Here is a 17,829-nt window from a genome sequence, read left to right as displayed (position 1 = left end):
GAAAGACAAGGGTTATGAGCAACGCTAAAGACGTAACAGACGCCAGTTTCAGCACCGACGTGCTCGCCGCGGACAAGCCGGTAATCGTCGACTTCTGGGCTGAATGGTGCGGCCCGTGCCGCAAGCTCGGTCCTATCTTGGATGAGATCTCAGTGGAGTACAGCGAGAAGGTGGAGGTCGTGAAGGTGAACGTGGACGATAACCCCTCCATTGCAGCTGAGTACGGCATCACCTCCATCCCAGCGGTTTACCTGTTCCAGGGCGGCGAGGTGAAGAGCACAGTCATCGGTGCCAAGCCGAAGCAGTTCTTCGAAAAAGAATTCGCCGACGTCCTGTCCTAACAAACGAAAAGCTGTCCGGTCAGGAATTTAGTCAGTCGACTCTGTCCGTCGACAGTTCAGTGGCCATCGCTCCAGGGAAGTGGTGGCCACTTTCGTCTACTGCCGTGATTGCTTGCGCACACACGGTGCTCAACCGGTTTACAGGATCATCAAGAGAACAACTGGGCGGCGCATTGCTGTACCTGTGTCTGCCCGCCGCGTGTCTGCCCGCCGCGGAGGAGCCGGGCAGTTCTTGACATTTCGCGCCGCTCCTTGCTTCCGCGGTGTGCTGCGCAGCGGCAGAGCTGCAGGCTTCAGCTTTGCCGGCCCGCTTGACGGTAAGCAACTTTACTGGTGCTACTTAGCGGCGTATTTTCTCTGGGAGCAACCCGCTGGCTGAGTTCTCAGAACGTGCTGCAACCTGCCTGCCAGATGCACTGTAGAGTGGTGCCTTCCTGCCAGGCTCTTCACTGTGCGGAGGTAATCTCGCTAGTGCGTGAGTCCATGGCAGATTGCTCCGACCGTCGATCCATGAGCGAAGATTGCCGATACGGGCCCTACAGAGGACAAGTCTCTGATGCCACTCCTGTCGAGTGGTGTGGTTGCCCGACGAGGGTCATCCCGGCTTGCGCCCTAGGGGCGCCTGGAGTGCTCGATCGATGAACCGGAAGACGCAGTTCGGTGGGGATCATAGTCTCTGGGGTGTAGTCACTGCAGTCTCTGGGGGTGTAGTCACTGCGAATACACTCACTGCAAATGCCGTCACTCGGGAGTCACGAGCGGAAGCGGCGATGTGCCCGTCCCGATGAGTTCCTGCAACGCGGCGATCCTGTTTCACGTGAAACTTATCCCCACGCCACCCGCCCGCAGCACAAGGCGTACGTGATATCCGGCTGGTACCGGGGCGGTGAACGCGCACCGCAGGTCCCCGGCGGCCGGACAGGCTTTGCGCTGGTGATGAATGCTGATGCCGCTCTCGGACGAGGTCCGTCCCTTCGAGTCAGGGTCGGGACACGCTTGGAGAGTCGGTCTAGCCCTCTTACCCCTGCCTAGGCAATTCGGGCAGGCCTCAACTGCGTCTGAAAACCGCGATTGTCATCGCATGGCTTTCTTGCCACCGGGTATGGATAGGGAGCTCTGACACTCCCGCTCCACCTGGCGCGCGCAAATCCCGGGAGGCGCTCAAGGGGGCCCGACCAGCGACAACTGCCGGTGTACCGGGGCCAGGGCGGCTCGAGTGCGCAGCGCTCGAGCGACCCTATAGTGCTTCCCAACACCCCTGTGGTGCCTCAACAGAGGCTATGTCCTTCGCGCCGACATCCTGACAATACTTGCGACGCCGCTACCACGGAGGCGCCGCCACACCGTCGGGCAGCGCCGACAGTGCGCGGTCGAGGGTACACCGTCGCCCTACCTTGTTTCACGTGAAACATTGACGGAAGACAACATCGTGTATACCGCCACGCTAGCCGAGGACTGGTCGAGAGCATGGAGTCACAACTACAACCAGAGTGTCCTGTCCAAGCGAGCAGCTCACCCGATGAAGCGCCGGCGCGGTAAGCCCGAAGGGGAGCTTCCCGCTGGTGCCCCAAGTATACGAGGAGAATCACGTTCGACAACTTGATGCCAACTTCAAAGGCAAACACGGACGACGTCTGCCAGGAGGTGCCAGAAACAGGCGTCACACGAGATTCTTTCCGCTAAGCACCACACCAGGCGTCGCAGCTATGCGATTCACGCCGACCGCCCACGCGGCTCACCTCAAATAGGTTGTGGCCCAGCCAAGGCCTTGATCCGCCGAGTGGCTCGTCTCGGGAACGATCCGGGCCAGGATCCGGGAGTGCATAGTGGAGCGATACACCGGCTGAGTTCGAAGCCAGCAAAGCCCGCACAGAAGAAGGCTTGACGGCGCCCGGACCTGTCGCATCGTGTCGCCCTGGCAGGTCTGCAGTAGAAGCGACTGGCCAACCCGAGTTAGGCGGACCGACACAGTTGTAGCATCACCACATCCCCGCCATTGAAGGAGTCCAGCCGCGCAGGTGCAGTCCTGTAGTGATACGTCTAACCGCGGGAGTGGGATTTCCTCCCGTAGGTTTGATGGAGCCGGTCGAGCGTAGCGAAGAGCAGATGTCCTTATCCAGTGGGGGGTTCGCTGCGCCAGCAGATGAGGCGGTAGCGTTCATTATTTCTCCACCACCCGCCTGCTGGCCGTAAGAAGGGAGTCAAGCAGTTTCGGATGCCGCTCAGCAGTCCCGCTACCCCCTGCACCGCGCGCTTCCAGCAGACAGCCTGCTTTGCAGACACAACGGCTATCTTGGCTTCCGGTCGCGCCTCGAAGAGTCATCGCCGCCTGGGTGGTTAGTAGCAACCCTGGATGAATTCGTGCGTTTCACGTGAAACGTTCGGGTGCTTGTGGACGAGAAAACGCGATACGGCTTCGGGGAGGTCTGGAGAGATGCCCGAGGCTTGAGGTTGAATGCGACGGTGTAAGAAAGTCCCTCCGCGTCGCACACGCGCGCCATCAGGCGACGACGACTGACTGGCACCGACGGGAGTGAGTTCCCAACCGGGCCGGCTCCTTCAGCTTCCGCCTTATCTGGCTTAGCAGTCCTTCCACAGTCGACGCGTCGGAGGAGTGAACGACTACGTTCTATGCAAGCCGGCGGCTGTAGCTTCCCTAATCCTGGCACCCCCGAATACTCCTCATGGGCGTCACGCATGCATGGGCACGATCCACATCAGGCAGATGGGTATTCCTGACTGAGCACCAGCATTTAGGTAGGTTCCTAAAGGAGCCGTCGTTCTCATTCTGCTTGAGCTTAAGGACCAGGAGCTAACGGAGGGACTGTGGGTGCATCCGTGCCAGAGCGACCAGCCAATTTGACTCGCCCCGTCTCTCTGCGTCTCCTCGCGGCGCATTGAGGCCAGACCGGAATGATGGCGAACAACTAGAAGGTGCTAGCCGGTAGCCATGGCAGAGAGAGGAACTTCCAGTAGTGCATGAGCATTCGGCAGCGCGGTTCGACTCGCCTCTGGTGTACCCCCTTGAGGAAGGCTCGGCTCGGCAGCCAGTGGCCGACTGGGTTCATTAGTATGCGATCTGCTGCTAGCGGCCTGAATTTGACCTTGGCTCGATCACGCAATTTGCTGCCATCATTGGCTGGTGTGTTGTCGCCCCAGCAAGCGGCTGCAGTGTTTCGCGGACCGGCGTGGGCATGACTAACAGTCAGACGCCACTTCCAACTCCAAGGATGAGCTCTTGCTGAAGCGGAATCAGTGGGCACTACGGCCGCTCGTTGGTTGGTTCACGTCGCTGACAGCCGGCGCCAGCCGACGCCGCTGTTTCACGTGAAACAACGGCGCCGCCCTCCCGACGAGCTGCGGCCAGTAGTGTCTGTTGCTTGGCGGAGGAGTATGCACTGAGGAGCTGCCCCCCGCTAACGCGCCGTCGCCTGATTGCAACCACCCGCCACGCGGCGCCGCTCCAATCGTCATCGAGTGCGATGACCCACGAGAACCAGCCGTACGGTTGATACTTTCCCCGCAACTGTCCACGTCCCTGAAACTGCCGAGCCAGCGAGAGGAGCATCACTTCAGGGACGCCGTTGGAGCCCCCGATCTCTCGGGCCCGGCGGCAGGGCACGAGGGCATCACGCTCGCGACTCATGCCCGTGATGCAGTAGATAAGAATAGGTGCAGAAATGTGGCAAACAGACGTGCCCAGGACGCGCTTCATCAGACTAGAGGAAGTTCCAAGCGCACGACCTGGAGTCAATGGGCGGAAAAACCCAGGGCGTCGGCATCAGGCAGTGTCTAGGGCTGGGTCCGCCGCGCACGGGAGCGCAGCATGCCAAACCGCCAGCTTGTGTGTGCAGAACCGGTTGCTGCCTAGCATGCATGCGGTCGCTGCACTTCGACCACGAACGGCCTATGCCGGTCACGGAGTAGGGTCTTTCGCCCGCCGACAGCATTACGGGCTGAAGGGGAGGCCATAGCCGAAAGGAGCTGACCTGTGGACTATGAGCGCCTTCCAGAGCCGCTCATGGCACGGCAAGCGTCTACAAAACAGACAGTCCGGGGAGACGCGGCCTCAGATGAGCGCCTCGCTAGCTGGGCCGGCAATGAGATTATTCACACCCTTATCCACAGCTCAATCCACAGGCTTTTCCACAGCACCTGTGGGTAAAACTCCGCCTCGCCCGATCCCGCCGCGGGCGCAGCCTCGAGCCGGGGGTGGCCTGCCCGGAACCGCTATTGCTGCCGTGACATGGCTCCAGCTGGTTGGCTCCAGGCCCCGTGGCGGTTCTTCCCCTGCATTTCGCAAACAACGCGGGCTTAAAACCGCAGCATTTGGACCTGAATATCACCAGCGGCAGCGGGGTTTGTCGCTCTACCGTTTCACGTGAAACGTCGGCTTCGAGTCTTCACTGCCGGAAGGCCGCGCGCCTCCGTGGTGCAGGGGAACATCCGCTGCCTCTCCGTGGGGGCCGCATGCGCAAGCGCGCGGACTTATCCCCACAGTTATCCACAGGCTTATCCACTGGCACCGCCGCACACTATCCACAGGAAAGCAAGTCTGGATCCGTCCGCAGCTACGGGTTTTGATCTGTACCAAAGTCCCGAATACGTAAGGACGAGCGCCTGCCAGTCAAACTGCAAATAGCCGAACACTCATATCCCAGCCCATTGCCGTGCACGGCGACCCGCCACCGTCATTCAGGGACGCCATTGAGGAAGAGATTCACCGAGATGAAACGCACACTGCAGTCATCACGGGACTGCGGGGGACAGCCTCCATCTGCACCCGAGGCGACGTGGCTGGGGCGCAGATGGACTGACCCAACATCCGCCTACCAGCCGTTTCGCCCTCTGATTAGTTACCGGTTCCTCCGCTACGCATAGGGTAAGGGATGCCCCGGAGAGTCCCTCGGACCCGTGTGACGCCTCCGGGGCCAGGAGAAAACACGCATATGCACGGAGAGGCAGCCGGCCACCGGTCACAGTTGCCGATGCTTGCAGTGCGCTTTGGGCGACGGCACCACATGTAGAGCCTAGGCCGGTGGACGAGTCGGCCACAGCGGCAGGGATGTTCCGCATCAGGGGAAGGAGCCGCCCTAGGAATTAGCTGGATGGCGGTCACCACAGGAATCAGCGATCGACTGTGACCTACGGAAACGAATGAAAGGCTTGGCTACCGCCCTCGAAGCACCTGGAAAGTCATGCCGGCCGCGAGCGACACCCCTTCCGAAATTCGATCCGGTGTTCATGAATTCACCATCATCGCGCGCCGACAGGGGTGTCGAGGGACCGGACCAAACCTCCCTGATGACACATCCGCACAAAAGGTGATCGGTGCTTCCCAGATTCCCCTTGGCCACGCCTGCTGTCCTCGTTTCCATGCAGCCGCAGGCGACGTTTCCCGTGAAACGAGGCAGCCCCACCACCGAAGCATCCTCGGAAGCCCCAGCCTGAAGGGCTACGCACCAGTTGACTGGTCGCCTAGCGCCAATGCGCCCGTGAGCCTCTTACGTTTCTCGGGCTGGTGGGGTAGGACACCTGCCCTGCTAGCAGTCACCCTACAACCTCGAGGGCTGCAACACTGTGGATGGAGACCCGAGCCCGTATTCCTTCTGAACACATCCTCAGGTAACTGTCGGAGCGAAGCCCCTCTAATAGAACACGTTTCACGTGCAACACGAACACCCGCTGCGCTACAGCAGATGCGGCTCGTATCTCGGAACGTATTTCGCGGGTTTCGCTTCCCGGTCGCTCTCAACCTTTGGTCCGCATCCTGATCCCCGAACGACACGGATCATTGAAGGCGTTGCGGGTTCGCAATCCCGATGCCAGCCGCTGAGACGGACAAAATCCCCCGATCACGGTACGCGTCGTATCCCAGACCGCGCTCAAATTCGGGGGATAGGGAGGCAGGGAGAGGACCTGAGGAATGAGACGGGGCAATTTCTACTTTGCGCCCTGCAACGGCAACACCGGACCCACATTACGAAGACAGGGCTTTACGTCGCGGTCCCGTCCGTCCACTGATGATCTCGTCGCTGTTCAGACGCCAGCACTGCTACAGGTTCTCCGCCCAGCTCATATGCAGGACTGGGAACGTTCGGGCTCGTTGCAGCTAAAGTCGAAGACCAGAAGGCAGCGATGATTCTCGTCTGAGGTGCTTTCAGGCAGCACCGACCAGCGCTTCCCGAATCCCGGTGCTGCTAGCGGCCAGCAAGTGTGTGCGCGCAACGGAAAGTTCCTGGACGGCGGCATCGACGAATATCTCAAGCCCTCTGCGGGCAATCGCCGGGCCGCGTGTTTCACGTGAAACGAAGCGAACTCCCTCGGGAAGCATGGTCCACTGCTTGAAACACGCCCCAACGGGCTTTCGGACGCCTAGCTGTACTGCCCAAGGACGTTGGTTGGGTGAATGCGAGGACTCGCGGGAGCCGTTGACCCAAAGGTGAGGACCTCCGGTTGCACAGTGGAGTTGCTAGACAACCGCTGTAGCGACCAGGAGGTCCTCATGTCCCACGCTAATGCCGCTTTGACTCCACGCCAACGTTTGCGCGTCGCGCGTCTGGTCGTGGACTACGGCTGGCCGGTGTCCCGGGCTGCCGAGCAGTTCAACTGCTCCTGGCCCACGGCCAAACGCTGGGCCGAGCGGTACGCCGCGATGGGGCAGGCGGGCATGTCCGACAGGTCCTCTCGCCCGCACCGGGTCGCGAACCGGACTCCGCAGCGGCTCGTCCGCAAGGTCGTGCACCTTCGCTGGAAGCAACGGCTGGGACCGGTCGCGATCGGAGCGAAGCTGGCCATGCCGCCTCGACCGTGCATGCGGTCCTGGTCCGGTGCCGACTGAACCGCCTGCACCACGTGGACAAACGCACCGGGGAAGTCATCCGCCGGTACGAGCACGACAGGCCCGGGGCGATGATCCATGTCGATGTGAAGAAGCTCGGCAACATCCCCAACGGGGTGGCTGGCGCTACGTCGGCAAACAACTGGGCCACCGGAACCGTGCAACGACACCAGCCAGAACCGGCAGCCGCAGCCATCCGGTCATCGGCACGGCCTACGTGCACACGGTCATTGACGACCATTCCCGGGTCGCCCACGCCGAGATCCACGGCGACGAAACCGCGGCCACCGCAGTAGCCGTCCTGAAAAGGGCCGTGTCCTGGCTCGCCGTCCTCGGAGTCACCGTTGAAAGGGTCCTCTCCGACAACGGATCCGCCTACAAATCCCACCCCTGGCGGGATGCCTGCCGGGAACTGAATATCAAGGCCAAGAAAACCCGCCCCTATCGGCCACAGACCAACGGCAAAATCGAGCGGTTCCACCGCACCCTCGCCGACGGATGGGCCTTCCAACGCTTCTACGCCACAGAATCAGCCCGAAGGAATGCCCTCCCCACCTGGCTGCACAACTACAATCACCACAGGCCCCACACCGCAATCGGAGGCCAACCGCCGATCAGCCGGTTAACCAACCTGCCCGGGCAGGACGCCTAGCAAGTTTAATCGCTCGTCTCGGTTCGCCGAGGCCTGGTAGCGGCGCGTGCCAGCTACGGTGCCAGGCGGGTACCGAAGTCCCGCAGGCGTTCCTTCCCGCATAGTGGAGCGGCGCTAATTCACCGCATTCCTCGAACTGGCAGATTCTTGGAACATTCTTGTCACCCGCACGTTCTGTTCCGTCCGCGCGTAGGTTTTAGCATCTCCACAGCAGCTACCCGTTCCCAAGGCTGAGAGGCCGCCTTCAACATGGTCATGAGCATCTCCGCAGCACATGCTGTGCGCCTACGTCGTCAGCATGCCTAAGGGCAGCATTACGCCAGAGTGGCAGCCACCATCAGGATCGGGACTACCCTGAGCGCGTTGGACCTTCACCGTGCCGATCAACCTGCTGCATCGTCTGCCGAAAAATGCTGTTGCGTACTTGTATGCACAGGGGAGCAAGGCCTGTGCGGCTCCCAGAGATGCGTTCTGTCCCGGGCGCGTCCTATTCCAACCTCAGGCGACTGTACGTTGCAGGGGTACAGCGACGGGAAAGTGATCAGAGTGAACTAGGAATGCGGCGGCTCAGTGCAAAGCTGGCTGTACACGAAGAAGGGCCCGTTTCACGTGAAACGGGCCCGACGAGATAACGTCTGATATTCAGTTGTCTGAACCAGGCGCCAATACGTCCATAATCCGGTTGAGGTCTTCAACGCTGGCGAACTCAATGCTCACCCGTCCCTTGCGGGCACCTAGGGAGATCTTCACGTTTGTATCCAAGCGGTCGGAGAGCGACGAGGCGAGGTAGTCCAGACGCTCATGCCGGGCACCGGGGCGAGGAATGTTGTTTTTAGACTGGGCGGCAGGCTCCCGGTGTAGGGTCACCGCTTCCTCGGTGGCCCGAACTGACATGCCCTCCGCGACGATCCGCTGCGCGAGCCGTTCCATGGCAGCCGCATCGGGCAGTGAAAGGAGGGCACGGGCGTGACCTGCTGAAAGGACGTTAGCGGCGACCCGCCTTTGCACCAAGGGAGGCAGTTTGAGCAGGCGGAGCGTGTTCGACACCTGGGGACGGGACCGGCCAATCCGGTCGGCCAACTGTTCGTGCGTGGTTCCGAAATCCTCCAAGAGCTGCTGGTAGGCGGCAGCCTCTTCCAAAGGATTGAGCTGGCTACGGTGCAGGTTTTCCAGCAGCGCGTCCCGGAGAAGGTCGTCATCCGTTGTATCGCGGACGATTGCAGGGATGGTAGCCAGACCAGCGGCCTGGACTGCCCGCCAGCGGCGTTCACCCATCACCAGCTCGTAAGGTTCTCCACCTTCTTCGGTTGATGCGCGCACCACAATTGGCTGGAGGACGCCGATTTCGCGAACCGAGTGGATCAGCTCCGCCATGTCGTCTTCGTCGAAGACGCTGCGGGGCTGCTTGCGGTTCGGGTGAATGTCAGTCACGGGGATTTCCGCGAAACGAGCGCCCGGAACGTCGACGAGTTCGACATCTTCGGCCGCAGCGGAGCGCCGCCCTGCCGGCGAACGACGGCCGGGTGCGGAACCATCGGCTGAAGCCGAAGTGTCATTCGCTGAGCCGGCAGAGTCCGGCGCCGCATACAAATCAGTGGCTGTGCCCGCAGTGGCAGTGGCTGACTCTTCGGCTTCTCCGGAATGAGCATCCGCTCCTTCGCCACCAGGCCTATCGGTCTTGGCGCCGGTCTTCGTGCCGGCAGAGAGTCCAGCGGAAGATTTTGCAGGAGCCTTTCCGGCGGCACCGGCAGAAACATCCTTGCTACGGGCCGGACCGGCGGAAGCGGAGTCGGCGGCTTCGACATTTTCAGGAGACGGGACGCTGCCGGTCCGGGTGGACTGATCCACCGAAGCCTCTGAGGCAGGACCTTCAGGGCTGGCTAGCTTACGGGATTCCGGAAAGAAAAGATCCACTGGGCGTGACGGCGCAGCTCCGTTGCCGGAAGAGCTGGCTGCGGCGGAACTTGGAATGAGTGCGCCAAGACCGCGGCCGAGCCCGCGTCGCTTATCGCTCATGGATGAATCCCTCCATTGGAAGAACCCGGTGATACCGGGCTCCGGCTGTTGCAGTGTTTGGAAAATTCTAACGCTCAGCGATTTCGGCTGCGGCTTCCAGGTAGGAAAGTGCACCGCTGGAGGACGGGTCGTAGGTCATGACAGTCTGCTGGTAACTCGGCGCCTCAGAGATCCTGACGGAGCGCGGGACAACCGCACTGAGTACTTGGTCAGGGAAATGCTGGCGAACTTCTGCTGCCACCTGGGCGGCGAGGTTGGTGCGGCCGTCGTACATGGTGAGCAGGATCGTTGAGACCACAAGGTCGGCGTTGAGGTGCTTCTGTATCATCTCAATGTTCTTGAGGAGCTGACTCAGTCCCTCCAGTGCGTAGTACTCGCACTGAATCGGAATCAGGACCTCACCCGCGGCGCAGAATGCGTTGACGGTCAGCAGCCCGAGGCTCGGCGGGCAGTCGATGAAGATGTAGTCTAGCTGGGCTTCGCCCTTCTTCTCGCGAACCTTCGCATAGACGTCGATGGCACGGCGGAGCCGCTGCTCCCGGGCGACGAGCGATACCAGCTCAATTTCGGCGCCAGCCAAATGAATCGTTGCCGGGGCGCAGATGAGGTTGTTGATGTCAGGGCAGGGAGCAACGACATCCTCGAGCGGAACGTCATTGATGAGGACGTCGTAGATGCTGTCGACCTCCGCGTGGTGCTCAATGCCCAGGGCAGTGGAAGCGTTGCCCTGGGGGTCGATATCAATGACCAGGACGTTCAGGCCGGCTGCTGCCAGGGCCGCTGCAATGTTGACGGTGGTGGTGGTCTTTCCCACCCCGCCCTTCTGGTTGGAGACGGTGAAGACCCGGGTTTTCTCCGGCTTCGGGAGGGTGCGGCCCAGGAGCTTTTCCCGGCGCTTGTTCTCGTGCGCCAACTCCCTGGCGATGGGGCTGGAGTCGTCCAAGGTGTCCAGCACGTTGGACGTTTCACGTGAAACTTTGGTCCCGCTCGCCTTGACGCCAACCACATTCAGTTGGCCGGAGGTCGTAGCGACGGACGGTGCAGCAACGGCGCGTGCCGACCCCAATGACACGAACGGGGGGATCCGCTGTGTGGAGGTTTCGCTACTGGTCACTGGGACACTCTCACTCTCGTTCGGCTCTTGCTGCCGCTCTCTAGCCTAACCGCTTCGCCCTCAGGACCTGTGGCAGCCGGGCCTGTACTAGGCGATCTTTTGGGACTTCTTCACAACGATGCGAACTACTGTGGTGGGTTCTTCGAGCAGATCCTGGCCGACCGTCACAACGGAGGTCTGGACACCGCCAAGCTTACGGATCGCCTTCGCGGCCTTCTCGATTTCCTCCGCAGCACTCCTGCCCTTGATGGCCACGACTTCGCCTTCTCCGTCAAGGAGGGGAATGGTCAGTCCTGCCAGATTGGTCAGGGCTGAGACAGCACGGGCGGTGACAACATCAGCCTTCACGAGGCCGACAGCGAGCTCCGCCCGGGTGCGCATGACGGTGACGTTGTCCAACCCCAGGTCATCGACAACCTCCTGAAGCCAGATCACCCGGCGCTCCAAGGGGTCAATAAGTGTCAGTTCCAGATCCGGACGGGCAATGGCGAGACACAGCCCGGGCAGCCCCGCACCGCTTCCGACGTCGGCAACATGGCTACCCTGCGCAATTTCACTCTCAATGACAGCGCAGTTCAGCACGTGCCGGCTCCAGAGCCGGGGTATCTCCCGCGGACCGATGAGGCCGCGCTCCATTCCGGAGGTGGCAAGGTGCTCTACATACCGTTCCGCCAAGCCCAGACGCTCACCGAAAATCTTCTCCGCAGCCTGGCGCTCAGCAGCCGTGATTTCAACCATGGGGTCAGTCAGCAGAAACGACGATGTGGCGTCCCGCGCCCTCACCCTCGGATTCACTGACGAATCCCAGGTCGGCGACGGCATCGTGAACAATCTTGCGTTCGTAGGCGCTCATCGGCTCCAGGGCGACAGCCTCGCCGGTTTCCTTCGCGGTGGCTACTGCGTCCTCTGCGATCTTCTGCAGGTGGCCAGCACGCTCCTTGCGGTACCCGTTGATATCCAGCACAAGACGGGAGCGGTTTTCCGTCGCCGACAGCACGGATAGCCGGGTCAGTTCCTGCAGCGCTTCAAGCACTTCACCGTCACGGCCGACGAGGCTATCCAGTCCGGCGGACTCTTCCTCGGTAACGATGGAGATATAGGTCCGGCCGTTGCGCACCTCGATGTCAATGTCGCCGTCGATATCGGCGATGTCGAGCAGCTCTTCGAGATAGTCCGCAGCGACGTCGCCCTCTTCCTCGAGACGGCTTACCGTGCTGCTCTTGTCAGTGGCTGCGGCCGACCCGCCATGGTCCTGGGCATCGGCAGACTGGTCATCGCCGGTTTCGGCGGAAAGGGCTTGCTCTGAGCTTTCGACAGACATTACTTCTTCTTCCTGTTCTTGCGTTGTGGCTGGATGCGCTGGCTCTTGGCCTGCGCTACCGCAGCGGCTGCAGCTGCCTCAGCCTCGGCGTCGACCTTCTTGCCGCCCAGAACCGGCAGGGCCGGAAGCCCTTTGGCGGCACGGCGCTCAGCGAGGGCCTTGGCGGCAGGGGAACCCGGCGTCGGCATGCGGCGGATGACGAAGAACTGCTGGCCCATGGTCCACAGGTTGGTGGTGGTCCAGTAGATCAGGACACCAATGGGAAAGTTGATGCCGCCAACGCCGAAGACGATCGGCAGGATGTAGAGCATCATCTTCTGCTGGCGCATGAAGGGGCTGGCCATGGCCTCTTCTGACATGTTCTTGGCCATAATCTGTTTCTGCGTGATGAACTGCGACGCGGTCATCGCCAGGATCATGATGATCGAGAGGATCCAGACGGCAGTGAGGTTGCCCTCGCCGCCATGCAGGAGCGAGGCAGACAACGTGGCGCCGAAGATCGTGGATTCGTCGAACTGGGTCACCTGCTCGTGGCTCATAGCGCCGATACCCTCGCCCCTGTCCCGGGCGGTGCTGATGCCGGAAAGTACCGTAAAGAGTGCGAAGAAGAACGGCATCTGGATCAGCATGGGCAGGCAGGCCGAGAATGGATTAGTGCCGTGCTTCTTGTACATCGCCATCTGTTCCTGCGCCATGGCTTGGCGGGACAGCTGGTCGGTCTTGCCCTTGTACTTGTCCTGAAGCTTTTTCAGGTCAGGCTGCAGCAGCTGCATGCCGCGCTGGGCCTTGATCTGCTTGACGAAGACGGGAATGAGGGCTGCCCGGATGACCAGCACCAGACCGATGATGGACAGGGTCCACGTCCAGCCGGAAGCCTCGGGCAGGCCGATGCCACTCAGGCCCTCATGGAAGCCCACCATGATGATGGACACAAGCCATTTGAACGGAAACATAAGTGTTTCAAAGAAGTCCATACGATATCCCTATTCGTCAGGCCGCAGCGCGGCCTTCTCCATCAGTCTGAGCAGCCAGGTATTTGTCCGGATTGTTCAGCACAACAATTGTGGGCGTCTGGTTTTCAGGCCAGCACCGGTGGCCGGCGGGGACATGGTCCACGCCACCGGCATTCCAGGGGTGGCAGCGCGCCAGGCGTTTCGCCGCCAGCCAGCTTCCCTTCACGGCACCGTGCACGGTGATGGCCTCGAGCGCGTACGCGGAGCACGAGGGAAAGAAACGGCAGACCTGGCCGTACAAGGGCGAAATCACCTTGCGGTAGGCCACCAGCAAAAGAATGAGGATGTTGCGCGGCAGGTTCCAGAGGAAGGTGCCAGCGGCCGCTGGTGCGGACTTTGTGGAACGGACGACGGCGGCAGTCAGGTCAAGCACGCTGTGTCCCTTCCTGTGTTATTCCGTTCGAACCGGTTCCAGCCGAGCGTTGCTGGCGGCTCTGCAGCCGCTTCATAGTGGTATCCAACGCAGCGTTGTAGTCCGCCAGCAGTTCCTGCCAACTGGCAGTAGCTGCTGCGGGCAATGCACGCACCACAATAGCGAACCCGGCACCATGCTCGCGCAGCGAGATGGCACCGGCTTCTCTAAGTCTCCTCTTAACGAGGTTCCTGGCAACAGCGTTCCCGACGCTTTTGGAAACGATGAAGCCGATCCTGCTGGGTTCATCGGCTCCGATAGTTGCCGTATATAACACTAAGTTCCGGCGCCCATTACGGACGCCGGAACGTACTGTTGTTGAAAAATCGGTTGAAGTCCTCAGGCGGTTCCTGGTGGCTAGCACCGCTAAATCCGCAAAGAGAAGTTACCCGACGAATCAGTATTTAGGCCGACAGCTCGACGCGGCCCTTGCCGCGGCGGGCAGCCAGGATGGCGCGGCCGGCACGGGTGCGCATACGAAGGCGGAAGCCGTGCTTCTTGGCCCGACGGCGGTTATTCGGCTGAAAAGTCCGCTTGCTCACGTTAGTTACTCCAGTGGATCGAAGGTGCGCCCAGCCGATCAAGGGGAAGAACTGGCCGACGCTTAAGTTTTGTATGTCCCTGCTTGCCCCGGTCTCCTCAACGCTGGGCGTCGGAAAGGTCCAAAATGGGTACACAAAGCAGGCACAAAGGACTCCCCAACGTTAGGCCAAACGGCAACTGCGAGTCAAACCGGCGGACCTCTTCGGACCTTTCCCCAGGTGTGGCTAAGTAGGGCGGGTGCCTGTGGATGAACAGTCTCACAGACCCTGTTTCGAACCACACCCATGTAATTATCCACAAGCCACTTCCCAGCTATCTTCTGGCCTTTTCATCCCCTAGAGTGTCCCAGTAGCCGATTATCCACGGACTGTGCATAACCCTGTGGATTGCGCCGGGCAGCAGTTGGTCCCGGGCTTGTGGCTGCATGTACTGCAGGTAAAGCAAGCTTTGAGGAACCCGATTGATGACAGTAGACGAAGCAAACCACGCCAACACTGTCGGAAGTTCCTGGCGGCGCGTGGTGAATCTTCTCGAGCAGGATGACCGGGTATCCCCACGTCAGCGCGGCTTCGTGATCCTGGCTCAGGCCCAGGGCCTCATTGGATCCACCCTTCTGGTGGCTGTGCCCAATGAACTCACCAGGGAAGTGCTGCAGACCCAGGTAAAGGACGCCCTCGATGACGCCCTGCACAACGTCTTTTCCGACGACATCCGCTGCGCCATCGACGTGGACACCGATCTGGTGCCCATCCACCGCGAGCCGGAACCCGTCGTCGAGCTTTCCCTCGGAACGGACCACTCCGTTGAGCTGAAGCCGCAGCCGATGCTGCCGAGCACGTCCCACGAGTTCGGCCGGCTCAACCCCAAGTACGTCTTTGACACATTCGTCATCGGATCCTCGAACCGGTTTGCACACGCGGCGGCCGTGGCCGTGGCCGAAGCGCCGGCCAAGGCCTACAACCCGCTGTTTATCTACGGCGACTCCGGACTTGGCAAGACGCACCTGCTGCACGCCATCGGCCACTACGCCCGCCGGCTCTACAGCGGCATCCGGGTCCGCTACGTGAACTCCGAAGAGTTCACCAACGACTTCATCAACTCCATCCGCGATGATGAAGGCGCCAGCTTCAAGACCACCTATCGCAACGTGGATGTGCTGCTCATCGACGATATCCAGTTCCTGGCCGGCAAAGACCGGACGCTGGAGGAGTTCTTCCACACGTTCAATTCGCTGCACAATAACAACAAGCAGGTGGTCATCACCTCGGACCAGCCGCCCAAGCTGCTGGCCGGTTTCGAAGACCGCATGAAATCGCGCTTCGAATGGGGCTTGCTGACGGACATCCAGCCGCCGGAACTCGAGACCCGCATCGCCATCCTCCGCAAGAAGGCACTCAGCGAAGGCCTTTCCGCTCCGGACGACGCCCTGGAATACATTGCATCCAAGATCGCCAGCAACATCCGCGAGCTCGAGGGCGCCCTGATCCGGGTGACTGCCTTTGCCAGCCTGAACCGCCAGCCGGTGGATGTTGCCCTTGCCGAGATGGTCCTCAAGGACCTCATCACCGATGACAATGCCCAGGAAATCACCTCCAGCCAGATCCTCACGCAGACCGCGGAGTACTTCAAGCTGAGCATGGAAGAGCTGTGCAGCAAGTCCCGGACCCGCACGCTTGTCACCGCACGGCAGATCGCGATGTACCTCTGCCGGGAGCTGACCGACATGTCCCTGCCCAAAATCGGACAAGAGCTCGGCGGCCGCGACCACACCACGGTGATCCACGCAGACCGCAAGATCCGCGAACTCATGGCCGAGCGCCGTGTGATCTACAACCAAGTCACCGAGCTGACAAACCGGATTAAGCAGCAGCAGCGCGACTCCTGACAGCAGGCCACGATCCGCGTTCTTAACCTTATTAACAGGTGCATGTGGACAACCCTGTGGATAGTTAAGGGGACAACCGCGGTTAATGGGCTTAAAACCCTTAAGGTGTCTGTGGATTGCCAAAAACCGCCCTACCGGTTATCCCCATCCACAGCCTGTTTAAAACCCAGTCCGCCCACAGTCCATGAACAGCGCTTAACCGCGGATTCCCGGCTCCAGACCGAGTTATCCACAGTTTCCACAGCAGTTATTAACACTACGAATCCCAAAAAATTGAAATCCCTCAAACAACAATCTCCGTTCCCCACCGGCACAGACCCCGCCAGGCGAAGTCCAGGAGGACGTGAGGTCCCCGGTGGGATGGGGAATTCGCCAATCTTCCGGCTAAGCTGTCAGCAGCGCTCCCATTCTTGGGTCTGCTTGTGGTTCAGCACGTGCAAACCATGCAGGTTCCCGAGTCCGGGAGCCAGGTTCTGTGGAGTCCTTGCGGGGTTCCCGGTCGAAAATAGGCAGCAGCAATGAAAGGCGGCACCCTTCCGTGAAGTTCAGAGTCGAACGGGACGTCCTGGCAGAAGCCGTCACATGGACAGCCCGATCGTTGTCTCCGCGGCCGCCGGTCCCGGTCCTCTCGGGACTGCTGCTGAAAGCTGAAGCTGGAACCGTCAGCCTCTCGAGCTTCGATTACGAGACCTCAGCGAGGCTCGAAATACCCGCCGACATCAGGGAAGAAGGCACCATCCTGGTATCCGGCCGGCTCTTGGCTGACATCTGCCGCAGCCTGCCCTCCGCGCCCGTGGACCTCGAGACTGAGGGCAGCAAAGTCACCCTGACGTGCCGCCGAAGCAGCTTCCATCTCGCCACCATGCCTGAGGCCGAATACCCGCCGCTCCCTGCACTGCCTGCGATCAGCGGCACAGTCGCCGGAGATGCCTTTGCCCAGGCCGTATCGCAGGTCATCATCGCAGCCAGCAAGGACGACACCCTCCCCATCCTCACAGGCGTTCGGATGGAAATCGAGGACGACCTGATTACGCTCCTGGCTACCGACCGTTACCGGCTGGCCATGCGCGAAGTGCCTTGGAAGCCCGTCACTCCGGGCATCTCCACGAGTGCACTGGTCAAGGCCAAGACCCTCAACGAGGTTGCCAAAACACTTGGCGGCAGCGGCGAGATCAGCCTTGCCATCGCCGATGATGATTCCCGCCTCATCGGATTCGAAAGCGGCGGACGCACCACTACCTCGCTTCTGGTCGACGGCGACTATCCCAAGATCCGCTCGCTGTTCCCGGAGTCGACGCCGATCCACGCGACTGTCCAGACCCAGGAACTTGTCGAAGCCGTCCGCCGTGTCTCGTTGGTTGCCGAACGCAACACCCCTGTGCGCCTGGCCTTCACCCAAGGCCAGCTCCAACTGGACGCCGGCACCGGCGAAGACGCACAGGCTTCCGAAGAACTCGAGGCACAGCTTTCCGGAGACGAGATCACGGTAGCGTTCAACCCGCACTACCTTGTTGAGGGCCTGAGCGTGATTGAGACCAAGTACGTTCGGTTCTCCTTTACCACAGCGCCGAAGCCCGCCATGATCACTGCACAGTCTGACATTGACGGTGAGGACCAGGACGATTACCGCTACCTCGTGATGCCGGTCCGGCTCCCGAACTAAGCCTCCGTCCAATCCCTAGCCCTCCGCG

Annotated in this window: 11 protein-coding genes and 1 pseudogene; 4 read left to right on the top strand and 8 right to left on the bottom strand. The window is 61.0% G+C overall.

Going from position 1 to position 17,829, the window contains the following annotated elements:
* Positions 1–14 precede the first annotated feature (14 nt).
* Together trxA and M1E01_RS00155 are read left to right on the top strand one after the other, a co-directional pair.
* The gene (trxA, locus tag M1E01_RS00160; RefSeq protein WP_400478385.1) at positions 15–341 is read left to right on the top strand and encodes a thioredoxin; all 327 of its coding nucleotides are present in this window, start codon (positions 15–17) and stop codon (positions 339–341) included.
* 6,505 nt (positions 342–6,846) lie between these two features.
* Positions 6,847–7,834, top strand: a pseudogene (locus M1E01_RS00155) (IS481 family transposase).
* A 642-nt stretch (positions 7,835–8,476) separates the two neighbouring features.
* Here the strand turns inward: M1E01_RS00155 and M1E01_RS00150 are convergent.
* The 8 genes from M1E01_RS00150 to rpmH form a co-directional block, all read right to left on the bottom strand.
* Positions 8,477–9,850: a ParB/RepB/Spo0J family partition protein gene (locus M1E01_RS00150; RefSeq protein WP_457973119.1), complete on the bottom strand. Its 1,374-nt coding sequence runs from the start codon at positions 9,848–9,850 to the stop codon at positions 8,477–8,479.
* A gap of 67 nt (positions 9,851–9,917) precedes the next feature.
* The gene (locus tag M1E01_RS00145) at positions 9,918–10,964 is read right to left on the bottom strand and encodes a ParA family protein (protein WP_457973118.1); all 1,047 of its coding nucleotides are present in this window, start codon (positions 10,962–10,964) and stop codon (positions 9,918–9,920) included.
* 87 nt (positions 10,965–11,051) lie between these two features.
* Entirely contained in the window at positions 11,052–11,702 is a 651-nt protein-coding gene (gene rsmG, locus M1E01_RS00140) for a 16S rRNA (guanine(527)-N(7))-methyltransferase RsmG (RefSeq protein ID WP_457973117.1), read from the bottom strand.
* A gap of 4 nt (positions 11,703–11,706) precedes the next feature.
* Positions 11,707–12,285 (bottom strand): Jag family protein, encoded by a 579-nt coding sequence (locus tag M1E01_RS00135; protein WP_457973116.1) that lies wholly within the window; start codon positions 12,283–12,285, stop codon positions 11,707–11,709.
* The gene (gene yidC, locus M1E01_RS00130; RefSeq protein WP_457973115.1) at positions 12,285–13,259 is read right to left on the bottom strand and encodes a membrane protein insertase YidC; all 975 of its coding nucleotides are present in this window, start codon (positions 13,257–13,259) and stop codon (positions 12,285–12,287) included. The genes M1E01_RS00135 and yidC overlap by 1 nt, the downstream gene beginning before the upstream one ends.
* 16 nt (positions 13,260–13,275) lie before the next feature.
* Positions 13,276–13,671 (bottom strand): membrane protein insertion efficiency factor YidD, encoded by a 396-nt coding sequence (gene yidD / locus M1E01_RS00125; RefSeq protein ID WP_375164792.1) that lies wholly within the window; start codon positions 13,669–13,671, stop codon positions 13,276–13,278.
* Positions 13,664–14,074: a ribonuclease P protein component gene (rnpA, locus tag M1E01_RS00120; protein WP_457973114.1), complete on the bottom strand. Its 411-nt coding sequence runs from the start codon at positions 14,072–14,074 to the stop codon at positions 13,664–13,666. Before rnpA ends, yidD begins: the two co-directional genes overlap by 8 nt.
* A gap of 40 nt (positions 14,075–14,114) precedes the next feature.
* Positions 14,115–14,252 (bottom strand): 50S ribosomal protein L34, encoded by a 138-nt coding sequence (gene rpmH / locus M1E01_RS00115; RefSeq protein ID WP_011776797.1) that lies wholly within the window; start codon positions 14,250–14,252, stop codon positions 14,115–14,117.
* 464 nt (positions 14,253–14,716) lie between these two features.
* Between rpmH and dnaA the strand changes: the two genes are divergently transcribed.
* Both dnaA and dnaN read left to right on the top strand, forming a co-directional pair.
* Positions 14,717–16,138 (top strand): chromosomal replication initiator protein DnaA, encoded by a 1,422-nt coding sequence (dnaA, locus tag M1E01_RS00110; RefSeq protein WP_309108688.1) that lies wholly within the window; start codon positions 14,717–14,719, stop codon positions 16,136–16,138.
* Positions 16,139–16,676: 538 nt separating this feature from the next.
* Positions 16,677–17,801: a DNA polymerase III subunit beta gene (dnaN, locus tag M1E01_RS00105; protein WP_457973113.1), complete on the top strand. Its 1,125-nt coding sequence runs from the start codon at positions 16,677–16,679 to the stop codon at positions 17,799–17,801.
* Positions 17,802–17,829 lie beyond the last annotated feature (28 nt).

The organism is Arthrobacter sp. D1-17, assembly GCF_054130535.1.
Note: the sequence above shows the minus strand (reverse complement) of the source record. Positions and strands in the feature narration are given on the sequence as shown.

Coding starts and splice junctions, on each gene's coding strand:
- trxA (WP_400478385.1), top strand. CDS start 15: ATGAGCAACGCTAAAGACGTAACAGACGCCAGTTTCAGCACCGACGTG.
- M1E01_RS00150 (WP_457973119.1), bottom strand. CDS start 9,850: ATGAGCGATAAGCGACGCGGGCTCGGCCGCGGTCTTGGCGCACTCATT.
- rsmG (WP_457973117.1), bottom strand. CDS start 11,702: ATGGTTGAAATCACGGCTGCTGAGCGCCAGGCTGCGGAGAAGATTTTC.
- M1E01_RS00135 (WP_457973116.1), bottom strand. CDS start 12,285: ATGTCTGTCGAAAGCTCAGAGCAAGCCCTTTCCGCCGAAACCGGCGAT.
- yidC (WP_457973115.1), bottom strand. CDS start 13,259: ATGGACTTCTTTGAAACACTTATGTTTCCGTTCAAATGGCTTGTGTCC.
- dnaA (WP_309108688.1), top strand. CDS start 14,717: ATGACAGTAGACGAAGCAAACCACGCCAACACTGTCGGAAGTTCCTGG.